Here is a 21,784-nt window from a genome sequence, read left to right as displayed (position 1 = left end):
GACGAAAGTGTGCCGCGTAGGAACGCTTCACTCTTTGAGATTGAAACGCCTGGTCTGTCCAGAATCACGGTTTCAATTCGAAATTGTGCTGCATCTTCTCAGGTGAAACTTCGACTTCCAGGCCAGATGTCGCAGGATCAAAGTACTTTTGGGGGATCGCTTCTTTCCCAGCCTGTCCCATACCCGGAGCAGTTTCCCAGACGCTGAAGGAGACGTGGTAAGTTCCAGGAGGGACCCCTTGTCCGGTCTCAGAGTTGCCGATTGTAAACCTGCCATCTTTGATGTTTCCACTGAAGATGTTGCTGCGATCGGCCTTCGTAAAGGCGATTGTTCCGCGTTCAATCGGCTTCCCGTCAAATTGAACGTCGCCCCGAACATCAATCAGCCCGGAATTGTTCTTTTTACCACATCCAGGAAAAGCTCCGATGGATACTGCCAGCAACAACGTCACCACAAAATTGCGGCACAGCACAACCTGTCTCCTGCTCAATGAAGGATCTGAAAATCACCGTACTTCAGTGAAACGTCCTGTGGTCATTCTCCAGACACAACTTTCCCGTCGCTCTTGTCCCCCATGTAGCAATAAGTTGGGAAGTCGACATTGCTGTTGATGAATCGGACTGAGCCATCCGCCATGGCCATCTGCAGTCCGCCCACATGGTGGCTGCTGAATCCGCCATTTTTAATATGTCCTGAAGGAGTTGCAGCATAAGCTGTGGGATCAATGGCCATTGTCGGACTGTTAGGACGCTGCGTCGTGTAGGCTCCAGGATAATTTACGCTCCAGGCCCCTCCTCCGTATCCGATGAGTTCTGCCCGCCGCTCACCGATCATGAAAGTATTACTGGTGCCATCGGTTACCTGCGGGATCCCGATTTTTGTGATGCCACGAACAGTAAAGACCCCTGGATGGCTCGATGCCGGATACTGATGTGCGTAACCCCACTGATTTCCTGAACCGTTACTGAGAATATTGCGGCAGAAACTGTTATACGTCGCCGCTGGAGTTCCTCCTGAGCAGTCGTCAGAAGGATTGTCCAGGCTGGTCCCTCCAGAGACGACATAATGCAACGGCTGCTGCGGCCCCGGCATCTGGAATCCCGCCGATGCTCCAGTGCGAAACGGCAAATTCGCAATGGTTAATCCAGACGATCCGTTGGGATTCGACGGGCATGTCAGAACGGAAAATCTTTTGTTGTTGACGTTGGTCCAGTTGGTACCCGTGTCGATGTCTTCGTTAAAGTTGATCAGCGAGTAAAGCGGAGCCTGGTCAATATAAGGCAGGAGGAACTCCACCCAGTTGTGGCGTCTGTATGTTCCATCTTCATCATAGGAACTGGCGTAAGGAAAAACTCGCGTGGCATCGTGGTAGTTATGTAAGGCGAGAGCAAGCTGCTTCAGATTGTTCTTGCACTGGCTGCGGCGGGCAGCCTCACGGGCCTGCTGGACTGCAGGAAGCAGCAGTGCAATGAGTGTCGCGATGATCGCAATGACCACCAGTAACTCGATGAGTGTAAAGCCGCGGCGCATGGCAATATCCTGATGTTTAAGAATTGAAATAGGACGAACTGACAAGTGTTGGTGAGATGACAAACTGAAGACCAGGAGAAACTGATCGGAATCCTATTCTTTAGTAATTTTGCGTGTGCGGATATTTTTAAATTGCCGAGCCAGATCAGGCAGCGATTGCTCCAATGCCATTCGTTCCAGGCTGGAGGCTCCGACAAACCCCACAGCATCGGTATGCTGATTGATGTATTCTGCATCGGCAGGACTCGAAATTGGGCCACCGTGAGACAGGCAGATGAGATCCTTACGAACCTCATGCGCCGCCTTGACGATTTCTTGAGTGCGACGGGCAGCCTCTTCGATGGTGCACGCTGCCTTGCTGACACCAATTGATCCTCCGATGGTCGTGCCGACGTGAGCCACGATGACATCTGCTCCAGCGTCCGCCATGGCGCGGGCCTCGTTCGGAGTTCCTACATAGACAATGGAAAACAGGTCCATACGGCGGGCCAGAGCAGTCATTTCAACTTCCTTGCGGAAGCTCATTCCTGTTTCTTCCAGCACTTGACGAAATTCACCATCGACGATGCTGTGCGTGGGGAAGTTATTGACTCCCGAAAACCCCATCTCCTTGACCTTCCCAAGCCAGTGCCACATCCGGCGGCGAGGATCGGTCGCATGCACTCCACAGATCACAGGAGTTTCCTGAACGATGGGCAGTACTTCGAACTCGCCGATCTCCATCGCCACAGCGTTGGCGTCCCCATACGCCATCAATCCGGCTGTGGAGCCATGTCCCGCCATACGGAACCGTCCGGAGTTGTAAACAATCAGGAGGTCGACTCCCCCTTTTTCCAGGAACTTGGCACTGATTCCCGTCCCTGCACCGGCAGCGATGATCGGCTCTCCGCGTTGCAACGTTTGTTGCAACCGTTCGAGAACCTCTTCGCGAGTGTATGGATTTCCACGTCCAGTCCAGGGATTTGGCATAATTCCGATTCTCTCAACGATCTCAATTGTGGCCCTGTGAATCAGAATATTGTGGTGCATCAACGAGTATTGAATCCATCATGTCAGTCCACAACTCGATACGTGAAATCCACATTTCGAATTCCGAAAAGAGGCCTTCAATCGTCCGTTCAGAGACGCAGAATGAATCGGTATGGCTCACTTCCGTCCCTGTGTCTTCGCAGCCTGGACTGTTCCGAATCGCTCATTGCGGCCTGATGAAGGCTCCTGCCGAGCCGCTATGGATTTCACGCATGATCTTTGATGCGGCTCCGCAGGTGTGGAGCTCATCCCAAACTGTCCGATCCATCTCCGAAGCACCGGACAATCCCATCATTCCTCGCTGTTGATGCGCTGGATCCAAGGAAGCAAGATTACTGAGCTTCATCGCGACACTCGACGGGTGCGATTCATCGCTTCAGCGAGAGTGATGTTACTGGGTTCGAGGAGACGTTGATTTCCGAGGAGCATTGCGTTCGCGTTGAACTTGTCAAACTCCCCAGAACAAGCACGGATTGCGACACGCGTCAACGGGTCGGTCGTCACTTGGAGAACTCCCAGCCATCGGAAGCGGGCTGGTGGTCCCCCTATTCAGAATCGCTCTTGTCACGGACGCAATACGGGGCAGTGAGATGGTCCCGTTGACACGCCATCACTTGAATTACTCTGGCAGCGCCTTTCCGCGCGTTTCCGGCATGCACCAGACGATGAGAATTCCCAGCAGGAACAGCAGCGAAAGCCAGGTGAGCGTCCAGCGCAGGTCGATATCGGGAAGCCCTTTTAACCACCCTGAGAAAATCAGAACGGGAATCGCGAGTGTTCGCCCTCCATTAAAGCAGACGCTGGTGCCAGTAGCACGTAGTTTTGTGGGGAATAATTCCGGGAAATAGATGGCGTATCCCGCGTGGATCCCTAATGTGAAGAAGCCGAAGATCGGCAAAACAACAAGCAATTGCGAATAGGTTTGAGGAACAAAGCAGGTGATTGGGACGATGACGGCCGCCAGAAGATGGTAAAACATAAAAGTCGCCCGTCGACCGAATCTGGCGCTCAGTGGGCCGAAGGCAAGCAATCCCAGGCCTCCACCTGCTGTCTGGACAATACCATAAGCGAACTGACTGTTTCGAATCGCTTCCGGTTTTGCCATGCCGTTGCGGATCAATAGTTCTTCAGTAATGTTCTGTCCCGCAACGGTGATCGCCCAGAATGTTCCCAGTCCAACCGCAGCCAGAAGGGTTCCGAGCACCGCAAGCTTTCTCCAGCAGGCAACCCGGAAGAGGTCCTGGAGACGCCCCATGGAAGACGCGCCAATTTGTGTCCGGCGTTCAATCCAGGTATCCGGTTCACGCAGACTACTTCGGACCCAGAGCACCAGAAGCGCCGGCAACACTCCCAGCAGATAAACATATCGCCAATGTGTCCCCGCCAGCATTCCGACAATCGCTGCCATCCAGGTTCCAAGAATGCTGGTGGCGTGAAAAATTCCGGATGCATGTGATCGTGCTTTCGCGGGAAACACTTCCGAAACCAGGCTGGCGGCCACGGCCCATTCCCCTCCAACTCCCACAGCCACGAGAAATCGCAGCACAGCCACTTGCCCCAGCGAGGTTGCAAAGAATGTGAGTCCGGAAAAGACAGAGTAGAACAGAATGGTGAGCGCCATTGTCAGGCGGCGTCCAAAACGATCCGCCAGCATCCCAAAGCCGATGCCGCCAATCGTACCTCCCAACAGGAAGATCCCCAGAAAGAAGTCGCCATACTGCCGGACTTTGCTCTGATCGGTGCCGTCAAGGATCTCACTCAACATCACATTTCGAGTGATGTTAAAAATCTGTCCTTCGTAAACATCGAAGATCCAACCTGCACAGGCGACAATCAGAACTGTCCATTGGTACCAGGTAATTCCTGAGTACCACTTTCCATTTTCTGAAGATGCCTGTTCCGGCCGCGCAGCATCTGCAGAACGGTTAGCGTAGGCAGTCGAGCGAATTTCGTCAGTCATCTTGAAATCCAATTAAGAACTGCTGACTCGATAAGATTCCGGTCGCATCAGTCATTGATCCCAGAGAAACAGACCAAACTTCAGCGCCTTCATTCACGGATTTCATTTCAAAGTCACGGCATGAGGCGGCTTCATCACTGGGAGGGCGAGGTTCCTGGCGAGCCTTAAACCACTGAACGCGTGGTCTTTTATGCGGCTCAGCAGGAGCTTCGCCCTCCCGAATCGCGATCACAAAGGGTTATGAAACCAGTTCATGGACGGCATCAATCCGCAGCGAAGGAAACCTGTCGGATCCAATCAGCCGATGGAAAAATCAGCCGGTGGTGTCGACCATCACGATTGAGGTACGAAAATATTGCTGCGAGGTTCAGCCAGCGACGCAACGACTTTGCGCGGACCTCGAAATGTACGGCGGGCGTGCATCACGATGGTGTTGTCAATCAGGATGGCATCCCCGGCTTGCCATTGCAGATCGAACGCCAATTCTTCCGCCAGTTCGACTGCGATCATCACGGCGTCACGATCAAGCTGCGTTCCATCTCCGTGACGCAATGATTCGGACACATCGTTTCTGGTGTCATTCCATCCCAGAAAGGCTGCGATCAACTGGTTGAAGAAGGACTTCCTTCCCAGGGAAACCTGTTTGACTGCCGGCAAGGTGGGTGTTGTGGCCCGTAAGCTGCCATCATTCAGCCACTGCCAGGTGTAGTTCAGCTCACGGAGCCGACCTTCGGCGGCTTCACGCGTTTCGACACCGAGAGTTCCTTTCCAGCTGCGTCCGATCCCTGAGAGCGCATCATCCGCATCCGGCATGACGTTGGAATACTTCAGTCCCTTCTGCTCGCAATCTGCAATGAATTTCGGGCATTGAACTTTCAGGCGTTCATACAACACATCGGATCGACAGACCGGCGTCGCTCCTCCTTCCAATGCAGCGAGTTCACAGTAAAAGAGAATCCACTCCGGATACAGCGGGGTCTGGGCCATCTCGTGATGAAAGAGAATTTTCACTTCCGGGGGAGCTTCGTTCGCGGAAAACACACGCTCGGTCCGGTTTACGCGGACCGCGTTCGAGAGTGATTTTTTGTACGGGAAATTCTGCAATCCCAGAGCAACCACAAAGGCATCGAAGTCTTCAACAGACTTCAAAGGACAATCGCGGAATAGAACGGCGCCGTGTGTCGCAGCCAGTTCCAGTAAACTGCCACGCTGCGATGAAATCCAGTCGCGGAAATCCTCTCGTGAAAGATCGGTGCCCTGGCTGCGGAGTGCGAACGGGAAAACCGTCTCTCCATGAGCCTGTTGTTGATCGGGATGGAATGGCGAGATGTTGATGACCGAATTCATGTGAATACTTTTCTGAGAGATTCGCGAACTTCAAGGTGTCGGCTGAAGGGAAACCAGTTTCACAGGGGGAAGGGTTGAGGCTATTCGTAAATGGGGAAAAACGTATTGAATGCTGCTTCACAGAAATCGCCGGGATCATTGAACCGTCGATTGCGGTTCAGGCTGCTGATCGCCGACATCTCTTCCGTCGTTAACTCGAAATCGAAGATGCCGAAATTCTCGGTTAACCGTTCGGGTTTCGTCGTTTTTGGAATCACGGCCGTCCCCCGTTGCCGCGCCCACCGCAGTACAACTTGTCCGGGCGTCCGCTGCAGACGGGTTGAAATGCGACGAATCACTTCCGTCTCCAGCACGGACTCTTCCGTCCGTGCCATGTTCAGTGAAAAATAGGATTGAGCTCCCAGTGGTGAAAACGCGGTCACAGCAATCCCGGATTCCTGGCAATAACGCAATAATTTTTCCTGAGTGAGATAGGGGTGTAATTCCACCTGAAGAACGGCAGGCGGAATGCGAGCCGACGCTTTCAGATCCCGCAACAGCGAGACTCCGAAATTGCAGACACCCAGATTCCCAACGAGCCCAGCGTGGACCAGTTCTTCCATGGCCTGCCAGGTTTCACGGATGGGGACCGGGTCCTCTTCCATTTGGGGGTGTGCAGCATCGGGGTCGTGGACCCACCCTGCGGGATAACGTTTTTCAGGCGAGACATACTTTAAAGAGATGGGGAAATGGATCATGTAAAGATCCAGATAATCGAGTCGCAGGTCGTGCAAAGACTTCTTCAGTGCCGGCAGGACATGCTCCGGGCGGTGATCGGTGTTCCAGAGTTTGGATGTCACCCACAGGTCATCGCGAGTGGCAATTCCCGATTGAATCACACTCTGCAATCCCCTTCCCGCATCTGCTTCGTTACCGTAATCGCTTGCCGAATCAAAATGGCGATAACCCGTTTTGGCCGCCTGAAGAATGAGACCAGCTGTCTCCTCTTGAGGAACTTTCCAAAGTCCCAGGCCGAGTGAGGGGATTGTTCGTCCGGTATTTAAGGTCAATTTATCCACTGACACAGTTGGGTCCATTTCCAGTTCAGGATCTCTGTTAAAGGTGATGAGGTTTCAATCATCACTGGGAAGGGGCTTCAGAAAGTCCCGGGATCGAATGAGGCCGTTCAGTTCTCACGGGAACCCGGAACCCATTCACGCACAGCCAATGCTGCGGCTCCCAGTGCTCCGGAGTATTCCCCGAGTGTCGATCCGACGACCTCCGGCATCTTGCTGTGAGGAGGTAACAGCAAGGTGTCCATTTCTTCACGGATGGAGCGAATAAAGGTGCTTTCAAACTCAGCCAACGGCCCCGAGACAATGATTTTTTCCGGGTTCAGCACAAAAGTAATCTGTGCAAGCACCCTGCCGAGGACCTTGCCTGTATTCCAGAAGACGTCTTGCACGAGTGGGTCTTGAGCACGGGCGGCAACGAGCAGATCCTGAAGATGAAGACGATCACGGCGCAGGCTGAGTTTTGTCGGTTCCCCATTCCGGATGGCCTCTTCAAGCGTTTCCAGGACGGCGAGTAGAGAAGCTCTTTGTTCGAGCGTGGCTCCTTGGGGGCAGGGGTAGTTTCCAATTTCGCCAGCCAGGTGATTGGCCCCGGTGTAGAGTTGATTGTCGATGACAATTCCAGCAGCGATACCGCTGCGAACCCCGACACAGATGAAGTTGCGGACTCCCTGTCCCTGGCCAAACAGTTCTTCCGCGAGCGCCATGGCTCGAATGTTGTTTTCAAGAGAGACAGGGACTTTGAATCGGGCTTCGAACCGCTGCTTCAACGGCAGGTCGCTCCAGCCACGGATATGGCTGTAATGGACCGCCACCCCCTTTTCCATATCGATCAAACCGGGGACACCAATTGCCAGCCCCAGAAGCTTACGATCGCCCCCGATCGTCGAGGCGATCGCGATTTCAGCCTTCTCCAGAATCGCTTCGGCCGTTTCAGACGGTTGAATCGGGACGCGTTTTGAGTGCAGGACCTGCTGCGCGAAGTCGACTGCGGTGACCCAGAAGTGGCGCCCTTCGAAGTCAATCCCTGCGAAGCACCCGGCCAAGGGATTCAGTCCGATTGCCGTCGCGGGACGGCCAGTCCCTTGCGAGAGCTTTCTTCCCTCCTGCAGATATCCGTGGCTGATGAGTCGATCGACGTAAGCGCCGATTGTTGAAGGTGCCAACTCCATTCTGCGTGCCAGTTCAACGCGGGAAAGAGCCTTCTTTCCACGCAGGCAACGCACGATCTGGCATTCGAGATCGCGACCAGTTTCTTCACCGAGTCTCATGATTTTTGTGGATTCCCCTTGCAAACGCGAGAAAGATTCTTCTATACTTGTTTTGCTTTCGAAATTTGTCAATACGCAATACCTAGGAGATCGACAATATTTCAAGCGAAGTTCATGGTTTCACATTAACTCAACTCTCTAGACCACTTACCTCATGTTGGACCTGCATTTTCGATGCGGGATGGCTGGTAATTGCGTTTTTGTTTTTTTGCATGAATTTCTACCACTTTTGTCGTGATACTATATCGGAGCCGATGCATGACGATTGATCTCAATTTCTCCACTTCCAGTCGCCGCGAGTTTCTCGGGACCGCAATTGCCGGTGGGGCGCTGTTGCTCTCCTCGCTGGGAAGCCGGGCTTACGCTGGCAATGGCGAGCCGATCAAAGTGGCCCTGATCGGAAGTGGATCCCGCGGGGCCGGGGCGGCTGCCCAAGCTCTTTCGACTCCTTTTCCGGTCAAGCTCTGGGCAATGGCGGACGCTTTTCCCGATCGTCTGGAATCCAGCCTGAAAGCTCTGAAGGCGGGGTCCGCCGGGGCTTACAATCTCGATCAGGGGGATGGCTTTGACGGCGCCATTGATGTTCCGGAAGAGCGTCGTTTTGTGGGGCTGGACGCCTATCGCAAGGCGATTGATTCGGGTGTTGATGTGGTGATCATCACCGGCCCCCCAGCGTTCCGTCCTCAGCACTTCGAGTATGCGGTCAATGCAGGGAAGCATGTCTTTATGGAAAAGCCCCTGGCGACAGACGCTGCGGGTGTGCGTCGGATCCTCGCGGCAGCTCAGATTGCAAAGCAGAAGAATCTGAAAGTGGGGGTCGGTCTGCAGCGTCATCACGAATCCTCCTATCAAGAGGCCATTCAGCGCATTCATGACGGAGAGATCGGTCGCATCGTGGCAATTCGCGCTTACTGGAACGGTGGACTCCCCGCGAAAAAGCCTTTTCCCCGCGAGAATCTCACGGAACTCGAGTATCAGGTTCGGAACTGGTACTTCTTCAACTGGCTCAGCGGAGATCACAACGTTGAGCAGCATATTCACAATCTGGACGTGGGAAACTGGATTGCGAACGCGCATCCAGTCTCCGCGGAGGGAATCGGTGGTCGTCAGGTCCGGACAGGCAAGGAGTTCGGCAACATCTTCGATCATCATACCGTGGAGTACACATATGCCGACGGCACGAAAATGTATAGCCAGTGCCGTCAGATTCCGGGGTGCCAGAAGAGAGTCGCTGAGTTTGTGGAAGCGACAGAAGGGCAAGCGGAACTGGGAGGGAATCGATTTGCGCTCCTCCGTGGCGAGGAGAAGGTCTGGCAGCCGGGGCGGAAGGATTCCGGGAAGAAGATCAGCCCCTATCAAGTGGAGCACAATGTCCTCTTCGAAGCAATCGTTCAGGACAAGCCACATAATGAAGCTGAAAATGGGGCTTACAGCACTCTGACTGCGATTATGGGGCGACTGGCGACGTACTCCGGGCAGCTCATTCGTTGGGATGAGCCGCCCGGTGGAGGTGCAGGAGCAGATCGCTCGCACTCTCGAGAAACGTGGGATGGAAATGGGAGTGATTTCCGCCCTTCGGTTCCGTAGCTCGAAAGCCACGAAAAACGCAATTTACTGTCTTTCATCGACTTACGTCATAAAGCAGTTGCCTGCCTAGGACTTAGAACAGCGAATAGGTCCACCAGTTACAGTTAGTTACAGTGGAAGTGCATCGGAAAACTTCGGCAAATCCGCCTGCACCGATCAATTCAATGAGTTCATATCGACCCACCTGTCGCAGTGGGGGTTCAAGCAGTTCCGCATCCGCTACAGCAGAGTTCTCCATCCATGCTGTGGCTGCCAAGGCTCGAATTCGACGAGCCACTTCAGGCAGAAGTTCTGGGCACTCCTGGCAAAGCATTTCTGGAGTAAGGATTTGCCCTTCATTTCGGGCAATTTCCCACTGTTCAACCAGATCGAAAATACGGTCGTTCACGGAGTTCATTCTGATGTTGCTCTCAATGCTTCACCGGAGAGGAACTGAGACAACATCCTTGTCAGAAACCAGTGAGAGTCATGAGGTGGCTGATCCATGCCCTTACGGAGTCGGGTGAAATGGTCTGTTCACCGTTCTGCGGAGTCGCTCCGTGTGGAATTGCAGCAGTTCAGCTTGACCGACGTTTTCATGGTATCGATATTAGCGCCAAGTACCGTGGAATAGCTGAAGGACGAATCGCAAAATATGGATGCCTGGAGAGAGGCTGAACTGAACAATTTGCGATCCACTCCCATGCGAGATCAGGATGGTTAATATGTCCCGAAAACAACCCGCCGACGACAAGCCCCTCTCCATGGAACAGGCCCGAGGCAAGATCGCCAAAGCCATGAACGATCTGCTGGCGGGCAACTATTCAGGACCGATCTCATTCCGCCTCAAACCGACAAAGAAGCCCGGCGAAACATACCCGCTTAAGCTCACCCAGCATCAACGGGACAGCCTGATTCATTGCACCCGAATTAAAAACAAGATCAAGGAACGACTGAAATCCGCCGGTGAAGGTACGCAGATCTTTGGTGTCACGCACACTGAACTCGATCACCTGAATGATGAGATCGGACAGGCTGCGGTATATGCCATGCATCCCGATAAGAAGCGACTGGTGGCAGTACAACGCAAAGTTGTTGAACTCTTCGCTGAAGATCATGCGGGACTGTTTGGTGAAGAAACGCCCAAGACTCGAAAGACGGCCCCGAAGAAGGGCGACTTGCTTTACCAATTCAAGATTACGCTGCTCGAAATCAAACCGTCGATCTGGCGGCGTATTCAGATTCCAGACTGCACATTGGCCGATCTCCACGAGTACATCCAAGCAGCCTTAGCAGCCCGTTGAAGTTGGCATGATTTGGAGTTTCCGGGGTGTACGTGGTCGCTGTGGGTTCAATTGCCAGTTGATGTCTCGGAACGCCATCGGATGAGCTGTCCTTGCCTGGAGCGATCGCAGGCAGCTTCTCAGAGCGGCCCAGAGCAGCGTGCAGGTTCCCCAGAGTGCCAGAATGGCCCGGATTCCGCCTTGCAGACCTCTGGGTTTGCCGATGCCGAATGCTTTGAGCATGAGCAGACCCAGGTTCCTCGCAGCGGTCACGATCAGGTAACGCTTGTTGATCTTCTCGAGTCCTCGCAGCCACGTTCGCCTCGCTCCGCCGGTTTCGCACACATGGGCGAAGCTGCGTTCCACCTTCTCGCTGCGTTGACGCTGCAGGTTCTTCCCTTTGGCTCGACTCATCCGTTGACGATTATTGAGCACTGCCTGCTGCACTTCCTCCGGCTTGTCCGTCCACGTACGATTGTGTTGTGAATTGGGCTCGGGAATGTACGTTCGCAGTCCCAGCTGCGTGGCCTGCGTGATCGTCTCGTTCTTGTGATACCCCTTGTCGGCAGCAACCTCTTCAATCTCTTCCGGACTGCCAGCGAGAATCACGTTCTGCTGGGCATTCACCACGCTTTCGATGAGCGTGCCGGCATCACTGTTCGTCCCATGACACACCGTGGCGGAGAGGATGAACTCATTCTCCAGGTCGATCACATGCTCAGCCTTATAGCCCAGATGAGTGCGGCCATCTTTCATTTTCACGATGCGGGAATCGGGGTCTGACGACGATTCCCAGTCGGCATTGGAGACCTTCTTCTTCCCCTGCTGATGACGGGTTTTGTCGAACTTGCGCAGGTCGTCGTCGCTGGGATCATCATCTTCTTCGATCAGCCCTTCCTCCTGCATCAGGCGTTTGAGGAACTCCTTCCAGTCTTCACCCGAGTCCTTACGGACGATCGTCTTCATGGCGGCGTTGGCCTCCAGCAACGTGGAGTCGACACCGGTTGATTTCAGCTTGAGAAGTCCATGCTCATCGATGATGCTGAGCACCAGCTGGAACACCTGCTGGTGAATCTCCAGCGGCAACCGATCCCGAATGCGGGTCAGGCTGCTGTGATCGGGAGTCTCTTTCCCCAGCGGAATGCCCAGGAACCTTCGCAGCGAGAGAGAATCTTCGCACCGCCAGGCGATGCCTCTTTGGGAGTCGATCCCTTCAAAGTACCCGACCAGCAGCATGCGGAAGTACACACCCGGGGGAATCGACATGCGACCCGTGCTGGCGTAATAAGGCGAGCAGAGGGCCTCGAGAGCCTTGTCGAATCCCGCCTTGGCCAGCACCAGATTGAGCTTGTCATAAAAGACATGCCCCGGCCCTTTGGAGAGATTCGCTGTCGGAGTCCAGAACTCCTGCTGCTGCGACTCCTCCCGCTTCCCCAACGCCATCGGTCACCCTCCCTGAATGCCTGAAATCCGAACCACCGGCAATCTACCAGACCTGTCAAGCGAAGAAAGGAAATTCAACGGGCTGTTAGGTTGGGAGAATTGCCACCTCCATCAGTTCCTAATCGATGGTGAACGCTACAGCCAACCAGCACCAGACGGCGACGATTTCGAGATAGACTTCAGAGATGAGACGAACGTGCAGCTGAGCAAAATCATCCCAAAGTCAGGGCGACCGTCCCGTTGGATCTACGAATATGACTTCGGAGACGGCTGGCGTCATGAGATCTTGTTCGAAGGATCTCCAAAAACCGAAGCCAAAACGAAATATCCGTTATGCCTCGAAGGGGAACGAGCCTGCCCACCCGAGGATTGTGGAGGTCCTTGGGGCTATGCTGAATATCTCGCAGCAATCGCCGACCCCAAACACGAGCAACATGATGAAATGCTGGAATGGTGGGGGAATTTTGATCCTTCGGAGTTTGATGCAAAAATGGCGACGAAGGAGATGAGGAAAGTGAAGTAAGACAATGGGCCTACCTGTGACGGGACGAGATGGAGCTTACACGGTGAACGAGTCGGTCAAGATAGAGCATCCAAAACTCGTGAAGCTCCTGCAATTGGCTTACTCAGCCGAGAAAGCAGCGGCGTTTGCGTACATCGGCCACGCCGGTTCGGTGAAGAACCAGGACGAGAAAGTGGCGATCAAGCAAATTGAAATGGATGAATGGCAACACCGAGAAGCCGTTCTCTCTATCATGAAGCAACACGCAATTCCGCCGTCACGGTACTTCGAAATCAAATATCACATCATCGGCAGGATCATCTCGGCGAGCTGTTATGTCATCGGCTGGTTCATGCCGTACTACTTTGCAGGACGATTGGAAAGCGGAAACGTCTGCGAGTATTTCATCATGATGCGATATTTCAACGAGATCGGAATTACCGCACACGATGATGTGTTGTACGAAATGGGGATGAAGGAGAAGGAACACGAAGTCTATTTTCAGAATGGCCTTCATAACAACCCGCTGTTGCCGCTGTTCGAGAGAATCTTCGGATGGGGCAACAAAAGCAGTTTCAACGACGTAGATTTGGCGACCAAACATCCCGTCGAAGAATCCAAGGAATATTGCAAACATCGAAAGTAGGCCATTCCCATTTGTGCAGTAACAGGTCGTTTTAGCCCTGGATGGTTTTTCGAAGGTGTATTTAATGGACGAAACTTCCGCAGCGCCACTGAACACACCAAGCCTGGAGTCCATTGAAGCTGATTTTCGCAGGGTATGCGATATTCTGGGGTCAGTTGCGAGTCAATTTCCACCAGAATCAGAGGAAAGCAAGGCGATCAGAGATGCAGCCTTGACCTATCAGACAGTGCAACTGAACAAGAGGCTGAAACTGAGTTACGACAAACTGAAATCTGCATTGAATTCTGGGGGCGACCTTACTGATGAGATGAAAGACAAGCTCCGCCGTTATGGAATTGATCCAGACGAATTGGACGAGGAATAAATCAGCAGATCAAGTCGAACCAGAATACCCCTCTGCGATCCAGCACTGATGACATCATTGAACCACCAATTCGATTCCCAGCACTTCTCCAACGACTACCAGCTGGTGAATGGGGTCTTGATGCACACCGAGAACCCTGATAACTTTCATATTCCGCCCGAGGTCATCAAGCGGCACATCAAACCTGGTCAGCTTGTGGAACTCAGAATCGATTCGTCGAGATTCTCAGTCCATGAAGATGCCCCCGAGAAATGTTCATGTCCCTCATGCAACGGGGAACTGACAAAGCCGATCCTTCGGCACGCACATCCAGCGTCGCTTTTTCCCGTGCCTCAGCAGAATATTCCGTCCCGAGGATGGGGCGAAGATTTCTGGGTCCGAGTGAAAGACAGGTCAGGGGACTTTTTTCGGGGCGTCGTGGATAATCCTTTGGTTGAGGCCCGCCTGCATGGACTGACCCAAGGGGGCGAAATCGTCTTCCACGAAGACCATATCCTCGCCGTCCATGATATTCATCGGCAAGAGATTGTCACCGAAATGAATGTGTCTGAACTGAAGGAACTCGCCCACTGGGTGCGGTCCATGCATTAGACCACCTTCGATTGGGAGAAATGAATGTTGACGTTCTGATCGGGCACTCGAAGAAAGACAGTGGCAATCTGTCAAAGTGTCAAAAATTCGATGGTCAAATGAAAAAGGCCCCCTCATGGGGCCTTTCGTAAGCAGACTCAAACGTTCTAACCAAGACTACGTTTGGCCATCGACATTCCCCCACTCAGCTTCGAACTCTCTTTGGATTTCATCGATTTGCTTCCATCGCTGCTCGATGTAATTCTCGAATTCTTTAGTTGTACCGGGAGACAGGGCTTCAGCAATGGCCTCAAATCGACGCCAGGAAAACGGTGCCGCACGGATTTCCCACGAGCCGCTCTGTCCCATCGCATACAATTCCTGGATGCCAAAGAATCGATCCAAATGATAGTAAGCCAAGGTAGTCAATTCTGCTCGTGTCGGCTTGAACTCAACGAGCACTGCACCGGGACCGTTAATATCCGGCTCATACCCAATTGAACCAAATGACAATACCATCGGCCCCAAGCCTTCCGATTCCTCTGCCATTTCTCCTGCAAAATGATCTGGGAATTCTCCCGTCCATACCGACATCCGTGGATCATGGTCTGAGCAATCGCAAGTTATTTTCTGTTGCTTGCAGGAGGAGCAACGTTCAATGTCACATTCATCTCGGTGCGACTGTCCAACTTCAGCACCACAATCAGGGCACACACTCCCGTCAATAAGCCTTTTCATGATTCGTCTCCTACATACAATCCACGTAACATGGCGTTGTTACGTTTCCGGATTCTCTCCTCCGACTTCAACCACTGATTTATTGGCTTTCCAACAAATTTCGATCTCCATGTCAGGATCTCAACAAGGTCACGAGCCATGTCACGACTTCTACAGACGGCCACAATGAATGTACTGGGATCAAGCGGCGGCATATCCTTACCTTTTCGTTTGTAGTATTCGTTCAAGTAGATGGCAGTGTTAATAGGAGTTACGATTACCCACCATTCTACTCTGTCCGTCAATTTAATCTTCACTATTGAGAAATTCATTGCATGCTCCTTTCAAATTAAGCAAGTTGAAAGACGGCATGATATTCAACAAAATAAAAATTGATATAGCAATTTTACATGGCTTGCTTTTGTGTTACATTGTGTCTTGGCGAATGATTCATTGCATTTTCCATGGCTTCACAATTTTGCACTTATCATTGTTTGTAGGTGGGGGTTATGTGGCGCATTCAGATTTCTCATCTCGACATCTTCCGCACCCGTTGAGCAAGCAGTGGGAGCATTTTAATGCCCCGGTACAGCCAAGGGAGAGCAAGGGACGGCGTGACGGATCAAAGCCAAGGAATCACAAATTTGAAAAACCAATTTTTTGAAGTTAAAATATATAACAAGACTTTATAGAATTACATTTCGATTTTCAAAAATATGTTTTTGAAATTTGGAGAACCACATGTCCATTGAGATGAACCGCCACAAAAATTGCACGTAAACCATAATTTCATGTCGCCTGACGTCCTCATTCAATTGGCAAGTCAATCGCCCGAGGTACGAACCCTAGCCGATTCATTACCAATCGCATCTTCTGGGTGTGCCAGATCCAAATGTAATGATCGGCGCCATTATACTTTTGCGTCACCATCCCAATCCCCGAGGTATTGCGAAAAGAACTCGATCAACTGAGAGTTGGTAGCGAATTTGTGTTTGGCGGTTACCCGGAGCAATTGCGGAATTCCTATTCCAGCCGAGGAGCCTCAAAGCTGGTGGGACGTCTGCGATCTGATTTCGCTCCAGAAAACCTCGGTGACTGGATGTACCACCGAGTCAAAGAATGGTCGGACTCTCTCCCCAATGGAGCGGCCTACCTTCACGTCTTCCGAAAAACGGCTCTCCAACATGCCGTGACGGGAGAGCACATCGAACAGGTCGTTGCAGAGGAAGCCAGCATCACGCCCAGTGTCATGAGGCCTTTGATATCGATGAAAGAGTAATTGCGATTGGGAGCGGAATTTCCCAGTGTGGAAGTTTCCCAACCCTTTTCTCACAGGAGAACCGCGTCATGCTCTTTCTTGGTATCGATCAACATGCCCGTCAATTGACTGTCTCACTTCGTGACCAGCAGGGTGATGTCCTGCTGGCCCGTCAGGTGTCTACGCAGCCCGAGAAGGTCCTGGAGTTCTTTGATCAGCTCACGCGGCGGTGTGCTCAGAGCGAGGAACAGTTCATCGCCGTGGTGGAGGTCTGCGGGTTCAATGACTGGCTGATTCGCATGCTGCGGGACTACCGCTGTCACAAGGTGATCCTCATCCAGCCGGAAGAACGTAAACGCTGTAAGACGGATCGGCGTGATGCAGCGGCCCTGAGTGAACTCCTGTGGGTGAACCGGGATCGGTTTCTCGAAGGCAAACCCGTTCGCGGCCTCCGGCAGGTGACCATCTGCAGCACGACAGAACAGGAGAATCGCAAGCTGAGTACGCTTCGCAAAGAAGCGGGTCAGACTCAGACACAGCTGGTCAATAAGATCAAGCACATCCTCCGGCGGCACAACCTGCAATGGGAACTGCCGACCAAGACTTTTCCGACGGTGAAGGCCATCACTTGGCTCAGAGAGATTGCACTTCCCCAGATCGACCGGCTGGAGATGAACTTCCTCCTGGCGGATCTCAAGCAGATTCAGGAGAGACTGCTGGAGTTGGAGAAGCTGATCGCCCAGCGGGGTCGTGACAACCCGAATGCCCAGCTTCTGAAGTCCATGCCGGGAATCGGTGCGTTCACAGCGATCTCGCTGGCTGCCGGGATCGGTGATGTGAAACGATTTCCCCGAGCCAGAAGCCTGGCGAACTACTGGGGACTGACTCCCGGCTGTCGCAACAGCGGCGAGAACAACCAGCGGCTGGGGAGGATCACCAAAGCCGGCAACAACACGGCCCGATGGCTGCTGGCCCAGGTGACGTATCAGGTGCTCCGCAAGGATGGTCGGCTGCGGGAATGGTACAAGAAGATCAAGAGGCGACGGGGGAGCGGGGTAGCTCGAGTCGCGGTCATGCGGAAGCTGGCCACGGTCATCTGGCACATCCTCAGCAAACAGCAGAGTTACTTTGAGTGCCGGGCCATCGCAGCAGCCTGAAGTCTTCAGCAGTGAATCAGCATTCATCACCATTTTGACCAAGGAGACCCATCAAAAAACCTTCACCCGGTTGTTCGATCCAGGTGAGTCAATTCACCTGAGATCCCTCCCGATCAGTCCAGCTCGCACGGAACCGTGGATGTCGCTGCTGAACATGAAAAGGTACAGCAGAAGGACACGTCCCTTTGAATGGAGCAGACTCTTCAGAGAGGAATTCGCATCTCGATAATTCCGCGTCTGCTGATCACAGCAGAGCGATCCCTGAGAATCAGGGCTCGTGCCTCGCGAAGGAATGTGTGGGGAGCAATCGCGTTTGAAAAGAACGATTGCAACATCCCGTAGCAACGACAACCGGTGAGATGATCATTAACAACAACACGCAACCCAGTCCACACACCATGAACTTCAAAACAAAGCCCGGAACTTTGCGGATCGCACTACAGACCCGCACCAGGAAATCTCTTTCCCGCTTGACAATCTCTTTCAGGAACGGTTCCGTAGGACGATCGCCAGAAATCCTGCAACACACTGTCTTTAATCATGTTGCGACGATAACCGCTTGTGGAGCAATTGCTTAAAACCGACCGTGAGTTTGTCGAGTTTGCCCGTAGTTTGTCGGCGTGTGGGTTGATAAAGGTACATCCGTGTGAATTTCACATGACGTAAGTTGGAATTTGACCTCCGTACCTCGCTCACTGCCTTCGCTTCCTACATCTGGTCCCTCTGGCTCCCCAATGTGAGGATGAAAACCTTCTTCGGATTCTGCCGCCTTTCGGACCTATATCCGCATCCCAACGGGACCTCGAAAAACCCGTTTTCGAGGTCCCGTTTTGGGAGCTGGAATCAGGTCATAGTGGGGTACAACGAAAGTGTAAAACCATTCCAAATTACAGATTGCGACAATAGTCAAATGACGTTCATTTTCCACCCACTTCTAGCGCTGATCGCCTCAGCCACGGACCGGGAACTGGCCAAGAGGTTCCGGACAAAACTAATGTTGGCATGGTTTGAAAATTTTGGGAAGGTCTGGTTTTTCCCGTTCACGGAGGAACTGATATGGCCACCCGATTGCTGAGTGATGACTTGTGGGACGAGATCGAGCCGTTCTTTCCGACTTACGAGTTCTCTGTCAAAGGCGGCCGACCGCCAGCGGAGAACAGGACCGTCTTCACCTGCATTCTGTTCGTGCTCAAGACCGGCATCGCCTGGGAGGACCTGCCCTTGGAACTGGGGTGTTCCTACAAGACCTGCTATCGACGTCTCAAGCTGTGGATCGACCTGGGAGTCTTTCAGGACATTCATCGCCACCTCCTCACCGTGCTGAACGCAGCCGGGCGTCTGGAACTGGCGGACGTGCTCGTCGATGCCGGATTGATCAAGGCCCCGTTGGGAGGACAAAAACCGGACCGAATCCGACGGATCGTGGTCGCTGCGGCAGCAAGTCTCACCTGATGACCACTCACAATGGGATTCCGCTGGCGAACATCCTGACGGCCGCCAATGTTCATGATCTGAAACAACTTCTGCCACTGGTGTTTCTGAGGTACCCGAAGATTGGTGGCAAGCGGGGACGCCCCCTGGATTGCCCACGGAGTGTGACCGCCGACAAAGGCTACGACTGCCAGGCAACTCGGGACCTGCTGGGACTGGCTGGCATTGAGACCTTCATTCCCAAACGAGGTCAGCGGCAGGACTCGTCTCTGGGTGCGACCCGCTGGCCGATTGAACGGACCATCAGCTGGCTCAAACAATTCCGCAGGTTGCGGATTCGCTGGGACAGGCTGGAGGAAGTGCACCAAGCGTTCCATGACATCGCCAACTCACTCATCACCTGGAGATATCTCATCGCTGAATAGGTTTTGTCCGGACGCCCCAAGTACATTCAGTTTCTGAAGGAGGAGAACAAGATTCTGCGGGCGAGAGTTCCCGGGCAGATCCACACGAAGCCAGCGGAGAGAGAACGACTGATCAAGTTCGGCAAAGCCATCGGCCGCGCCATCGAAGAGTTGCTGACCATTGTCAGCCCCAGCACGTTCTACCGATGGCTGCGAGAAGAGCAGGGGCCTGCGAAGCGGAAGAAGAACCCCAAAGGCGGCCAGCGGAAGCCCAGAGAGATCCGGGAACTTGTGATCCAGATCGCGACGGTCACTGGATTTGGCTACAGCCGGATCCTGGGAGAACTTCGGAAACTGGGCATCAAGAAGATCAGCCGACAGACAGTTCGGAACATTCTCAAGGAGGAGGGGATTCAACCCGGCCCCGATCGGACCAGCGACTCCTGGTCCAATTTCCTGGAACGTCACAAGGAGACTCTCTGGGCAACTGATTTCTTCAGCGTGAAGACCGTTACCCGTCGAGGACTCAGGGACATGTATGTCCTCGTCTGGCTGTGCGTTTCGACTCGGGAAGTGATCGTTTCCGAGTCAACCGAACATCCGACATCAGCCTGGGTCTGTGAGCAGACTAAATAGCTCCACATCGTTTCCGGAGCGTCGTTTTCGATTGGTGTAGGAACAAAAACAGGCTTGGTCTACGTTGGGGAGGTGTACCACCACTTCCCTTTCGAGGAGTCAAGCCATGGATGGCAGTATCCAGCTCACAGCTCAGGAACGCAAGATGCTTTTGCAGGCCTATCGCTCTGGAGCCGATCTCTCCACTTCTCGACGGGCTCATATTGTTCTGCTCCGGGCCCAAGGCCTGACCTGGCAGCAGATCAAAACCGTGCTGTTTTGCAGCTTCGACCTGATTTCGACCACGTTGAAATTGTTCACGCAAGGGGGAGTCGCTGCTGTTCTGCAAAAACCGTCTCCGCAGCGTTCCTTTCCAGTCTGGATGACACAGGTCCTGCGGTGGGTCACTCAGTCCACTCCCCGGGATTTTGGATATTTCCGCTCCCGCTGGTCCTGTGAAACGCTCGCTCACCTGCTGGCGTTTGAAACCGGCCTGCGATTGAGCGGAGAAACGATCCGCCGGGGACTGCATCGGCTGGGCTTGGTCTGGCGTCGCCCCCGTCCAGTGGTCGGCCCGGTTGATCCCCAGCACGCTGAGAAATTTCAGGCAATCCAACATCTTCTGAAGAATCTTTCCCACAACGAAGTCGCCGTCTTTCAGGATGAAGTGGACCTGAATTTGAACCCCAAGATTGGCAGCATGTGGATGAAGAAAGGTCAGCAGGCCGAGGTGGTCACGCCGGGGAACAATCAGAAGTGCCATGTGGCAGGCTCGCTGATCTGGGGGACGGGAACACTGCTGGTGAGTCGTCCCTGCTGGCGACGAAACACGGTCCAGTTCCTGGCCCATCTGGACGACCTGCGTTTCCGACTCAGGAGCTTCCGGAAGATCCATGTCATCTGTGACAACGCCAAATTTCATGACTCGAAAGCGGTGAAAGCCTATCTGCAGAAATGGAGTCACCGGATCGAAGTCCATTTTCTTCCCAAGTATGCTCCGCAGTCGAATCCCATTGAACGAGTCTGGTGGCACCTGCACGAGACGATCACGAGAAACCACCGCTGCCAGACCTTGGAAGAACTGATTGACCAGGCGTACGAATGGTTCGAGGTGAATAATAATCACTACCTCGACATGCGACACTCCTTCGCCAAAGCCGCTTAAAACTCACTCCGAGGACGTGGAGGTCCTATTTAGTGTGATGTTACCATTAGGGAGCCCGGCAGCCTCATTGACCCGGACACCGGAGAGAAACGTGTGAGTTCCTGAATGGCCCGAATTGCTGCCATGGTCCAGATTCGAAAAGACCGTGAACTTGCCACGAAGCGACTCCAGCGGTTGCAGGTTCTCCGGCAACTGAACCGCAGGTCCAGCTTCTTTTGGAAAAAAAGACTCGTGAATCATTCCGAACGGATTCGCAACACACACAAGCCGGCGGATCGGAGTTTCAATTTCCTTTGCGCGGACGAACGACTCCAGAGCAGGAAGTGCCAGGCAGGCCCCCACTCCTCTCAGAAACTTACGGCGACTCAAGTGCCGATTGAAAGTCGAAATGGATCTCATGTCAAACTCTTTACAATGGGGGCGAACCTAAAATTCCACACACTTTCCGTGTGTCGCTCAACAGCGGGAAAATGT

The 21,784-nt window shown here is 53.3% G+C and carries 22 protein-coding genes; 11 read left to right on the top strand and 11 right to left on the bottom strand.

The annotated features are described in order from the left end of the window. Positions 1-64: 64 nt before the first annotated feature. From SH661x_RS13265 to SH661x_RS13235, 7 genes are all read right to left on the bottom strand, one after another. Positions 65-472: a hypothetical protein gene (locus tag SH661x_RS13265; protein ID WP_437222149.1), complete on the bottom strand. Its 408-nt coding sequence runs from the start codon at positions 470-472 to the stop codon at positions 65-67. 62 nt (positions 473-534) lie between these two features. Continuing rightward, a complete protein-coding gene (locus SH661x_RS13260) occupies positions 535-1,530 on the bottom strand; it encodes a DUF1559 family PulG-like putative transporter (RefSeq protein WP_437222146.1) in 996 nt (331 codons plus the stop codon). A gap of 93 nt (positions 1,531-1,623) precedes the next feature. After that, positions 1,624-2,499, bottom strand: a complete 876-nt coding sequence (locus SH661x_RS13255) for a phosphoenolpyruvate hydrolase family protein (protein ID WP_437222143.1) — start codon at positions 2,497-2,499, stop codon at positions 1,624-1,626. Between the two features lie 679 nt (positions 2,500-3,178). After that, positions 3,179-4,519 (bottom strand): MFS transporter, encoded by a 1,341-nt coding sequence (locus tag SH661x_RS13250; RefSeq protein ID WP_437222140.1) that lies wholly within the window; start codon positions 4,517-4,519, stop codon positions 3,179-3,181. Positions 4,520-4,852: 333 nt separating this feature from the next. Next, positions 4,853-5,866, bottom strand: a complete 1,014-nt coding sequence (locus SH661x_RS13245; RefSeq protein ID WP_437222138.1) for a TauD/TfdA family dioxygenase — start codon at positions 5,864-5,866, stop codon at positions 4,853-4,855. A gap of 80 nt (positions 5,867-5,946) precedes the next feature. Continuing rightward, positions 5,947-6,915 (bottom strand): aldo/keto reductase, encoded by a 969-nt coding sequence (locus SH661x_RS13240; RefSeq protein ID WP_437231199.1) that lies wholly within the window; start codon positions 6,913-6,915, stop codon positions 5,947-5,949. Positions 6,916-7,031: 116 nt separating this feature from the next. Continuing rightward, positions 7,032-8,189: an ROK family protein gene (locus SH661x_RS13235; protein WP_437222135.1), complete on the bottom strand. Its 1,158-nt coding sequence runs from the start codon at positions 8,187-8,189 to the stop codon at positions 7,032-7,034. A gap of 258 nt (positions 8,190-8,447) precedes the next feature. Between SH661x_RS13235 and SH661x_RS13230 the strand changes: the two genes are divergently transcribed. Then, on the top strand, positions 8,448-9,776 hold the full coding sequence (locus SH661x_RS13230) for a Gfo/Idh/MocA family protein (protein WP_437222133.1): 1,329 nt from the start codon (positions 8,448-8,450) through the stop codon (positions 9,774-9,776). Between the two features lie 73 nt (positions 9,777-9,849). Here SH661x_RS13230 and SH661x_RS13225 read toward each other — a convergent pair whose 3' ends face one another. After that, a complete protein-coding gene (locus SH661x_RS13225) occupies positions 9,850-10,164 on the bottom strand; it encodes a hypothetical protein (protein WP_437222131.1) in 315 nt (104 codons plus the stop codon). 44 nt (positions 10,165-10,208) lie between these two features. Between SH661x_RS13225 and SH661x_RS13220 the strand changes: the two genes are divergently transcribed. Both SH661x_RS13220 and SH661x_RS13215 read left to right on the top strand, forming a co-directional pair. Further along, complete coding sequence (locus SH661x_RS13220) at positions 10,209-10,433, top strand: DNA methyltransferase (RefSeq protein WP_437231198.1); 225 nt, start codon at positions 10,209-10,211, stop codon at positions 10,431-10,433. 47 nt (positions 10,434-10,480) lie between these two features. After that, entirely contained in the window at positions 10,481-11,059 is a 579-nt protein-coding gene (locus tag SH661x_RS13215; protein WP_437222128.1) for an IS1096 element passenger TnpR family protein, read from the top strand. Here SH661x_RS13215 and SH661x_RS13210 read toward each other — a convergent pair. After that, positions 11,045-12,481, bottom strand: a complete 1,437-nt coding sequence (locus tag SH661x_RS13210; RefSeq protein ID WP_437222126.1) for a transposase — start codon at positions 12,479-12,481, stop codon at positions 11,045-11,047. The two genes, SH661x_RS13215 and SH661x_RS13210, sit on opposite strands and share 15 nt — an antisense overlap. Before the next feature lie 16 nt (positions 12,482-12,497). Here SH661x_RS13210 and SH661x_RS13205 point away from each other — a divergent pair, with 16 nt between their 5' ends. From SH661x_RS13205 to SH661x_RS13190, 4 genes are all read left to right on the top strand, one after another. Further along, positions 12,498-13,004, top strand: coding sequence for a plasmid pRiA4b ORF-3 family protein (locus SH661x_RS13205; RefSeq protein ID WP_437222123.1), 507 nt, complete (start codon positions 12,498-12,500; stop codon positions 13,002-13,004). A 4-nt stretch (positions 13,005-13,008) separates the two neighbouring features. Further along, the gene (locus SH661x_RS13200) at positions 13,009-13,629 is read left to right on the top strand and encodes a ferritin-like domain-containing protein (RefSeq protein ID WP_437222121.1); all 621 of its coding nucleotides are present in this window, start codon (positions 13,009-13,011) and stop codon (positions 13,627-13,629) included. Positions 13,630-13,693: 64 nt separating this feature from the next. Beyond that, entirely contained in the window at positions 13,694-13,993 is a 300-nt protein-coding gene (locus SH661x_RS13195; protein ID WP_437222118.1) for a hypothetical protein, read from the top strand. Positions 13,994-14,410: 417 nt separating this feature from the next. Continuing rightward, entirely contained in the window at positions 14,411-14,584 is a 174-nt protein-coding gene (locus SH661x_RS13190) for a hypothetical protein (RefSeq protein WP_437222115.1), read from the top strand. Positions 14,585-14,740: 156 nt separating this feature from the next. On the opposite strand, the gene SH661x_RS13185 is transcribed toward SH661x_RS13190, so the two are convergent. Then, positions 14,741-15,301: a hypothetical protein gene (locus SH661x_RS13185; RefSeq protein ID WP_437222112.1), complete on the bottom strand. Its 561-nt coding sequence runs from the start codon at positions 15,299-15,301 to the stop codon at positions 14,741-14,743. A 1,326-nt stretch (positions 15,302-16,627) separates the two neighbouring features. Here SH661x_RS13185 and SH661x_RS13180 point away from each other — a divergent pair. From SH661x_RS13180 to SH661x_RS13165, 4 genes are all read left to right on the top strand, one after another. Then, positions 16,628-17,695: an IS110 family transposase gene (locus SH661x_RS13180; RefSeq protein ID WP_437222110.1), complete on the top strand. Its 1,068-nt coding sequence runs from the start codon at positions 16,628-16,630 to the stop codon at positions 17,693-17,695. Positions 17,696-18,751: 1,056 nt separating this feature from the next. Then, positions 18,752-19,551, top strand: a protein-coding gene (locus tag SH661x_RS13175) for an IS5 family transposase (RefSeq protein WP_437221910.1) whose coding sequence is annotated in 2 segments (ribosomal slippage) — positions 18,752-19,091 and positions 19,091-19,551 — 801 coding nt in all. Because the reading frame shifts where the segments join, the coding sequence is not laid out codon by codon here. Positions 19,552-19,554: 3 nt separating this feature from the next. After that, positions 19,555-20,166: a hypothetical protein gene (locus SH661x_RS13170; RefSeq protein ID WP_437222107.1), complete on the top strand. Its 612-nt coding sequence runs from the start codon at positions 19,555-19,557 to the stop codon at positions 20,164-20,166. Between the two features lie 106 nt (positions 20,167-20,272). After that, positions 20,273-21,310, top strand: a complete 1,038-nt coding sequence (locus SH661x_RS13165; protein ID WP_437221960.1) for an IS630 family transposase — start codon at positions 20,273-20,275, stop codon at positions 21,308-21,310. A 3-nt stretch (positions 21,311-21,313) separates the two neighbouring features. On the opposite strand, the gene SH661x_RS13160 is transcribed toward SH661x_RS13165, so the two are convergent. Further along, positions 21,314-21,709, bottom strand: coding sequence for a DUF1552 domain-containing protein (locus tag SH661x_RS13160; protein ID WP_437222105.1), 396 nt, complete (start codon positions 21,707-21,709; stop codon positions 21,314-21,316). Positions 21,710-21,784: the final 75 nt, after the last annotated feature.

This window comes from Planctomicrobium stercoris, assembly GCF_051465655.1.
Taxonomy (GTDB): domain Bacteria; phylum Planctomycetota; class Planctomycetia; order Planctomycetales; family Planctomycetaceae; genus Planctomicrobium.
The sequence above is the reverse complement of the archived record's forward strand: the minus strand, read 5'-3'. Positions and strand labels throughout refer to the sequence as shown.

What these genes read in the sequence shown, in the direction of transcription:
- SH661x_RS13165 (WP_437221960.1), top strand. Translation starts at nt 20,273, where the DNA reads ATGGATGGCAGTATCCAGCTCACAGCTCAGGAACGCAAGATGCTTTTG.
- SH661x_RS13230 (WP_437222133.1), top strand. Translation starts at nt 8,448, where the DNA reads ATGACGATTGATCTCAATTTCTCCACTTCCAGTCGCCGCGAGTTTCTC.
- SH661x_RS13235 (WP_437222135.1), bottom strand. Translation starts at nt 8,189, where the DNA reads ATGAGACTCGGTGAAGAAACTGGTCGCGATCTCGAATGCCAGATCGTG.
- SH661x_RS13210 (WP_437222126.1), bottom strand. Translation starts at nt 12,481, where the DNA reads ATGGCGTTGGGGAAGCGGGAGGAGTCGCAGCAGCAGGAGTTCTGGACT.
- SH661x_RS13250 (WP_437222140.1), bottom strand. Translation starts at nt 4,519, where the DNA reads ATGACTGACGAAATTCGCTCGACTGCCTACGCTAACCGTTCTGCAGAT.
- SH661x_RS13180 (WP_437222110.1), top strand. Translation starts at nt 16,628, where the DNA reads ATGCTCTTTCTTGGTATCGATCAACATGCCCGTCAATTGACTGTCTCA.
- SH661x_RS13215 (WP_437222128.1), top strand. Translation starts at nt 10,481, where the DNA reads ATGTCCCGAAAACAACCCGCCGACGACAAGCCCCTCTCCATGGAACAG.
- SH661x_RS13160 (WP_437222105.1), bottom strand. Translation starts at nt 21,709, where the DNA reads ATGAGATCCATTTCGACTTTCAATCGGCACTTGAGTCGCCGTAAGTTT.
- SH661x_RS13255 (WP_437222143.1), bottom strand. Translation starts at nt 2,499, where the DNA reads ATGCCAAATCCCTGGACTGGACGTGGAAATCCATACACTCGCGAAGAG.
- SH661x_RS13260 (WP_437222146.1), bottom strand. Translation starts at nt 1,530, where the DNA reads ATGCGCCGCGGCTTTACACTCATCGAGTTACTGGTGGTCATTGCGATC.
- SH661x_RS13185 (WP_437222112.1), bottom strand. Translation starts at nt 15,301, where the DNA reads ATGAAAAGGCTTATTGACGGGAGTGTGTGCCCTGATTGTGGTGCTGAA.
- SH661x_RS13200 (WP_437222121.1), top strand. Translation starts at nt 13,009, where the DNA reads ATGGGCCTACCTGTGACGGGACGAGATGGAGCTTACACGGTGAACGAG.
- SH661x_RS13195 (WP_437222118.1), top strand. Translation starts at nt 13,694, where the DNA reads ATGGACGAAACTTCCGCAGCGCCACTGAACACACCAAGCCTGGAGTCC.
- SH661x_RS13205 (WP_437222123.1), top strand. Translation starts at nt 12,498, where the DNA reads ATGCCTGAAATCCGAACCACCGGCAATCTACCAGACCTGTCAAGCGAA.
- SH661x_RS13245 (WP_437222138.1), bottom strand. Translation starts at nt 5,866, where the DNA reads ATGAATTCGGTCATCAACATCTCGCCATTCCATCCCGATCAACAACAG.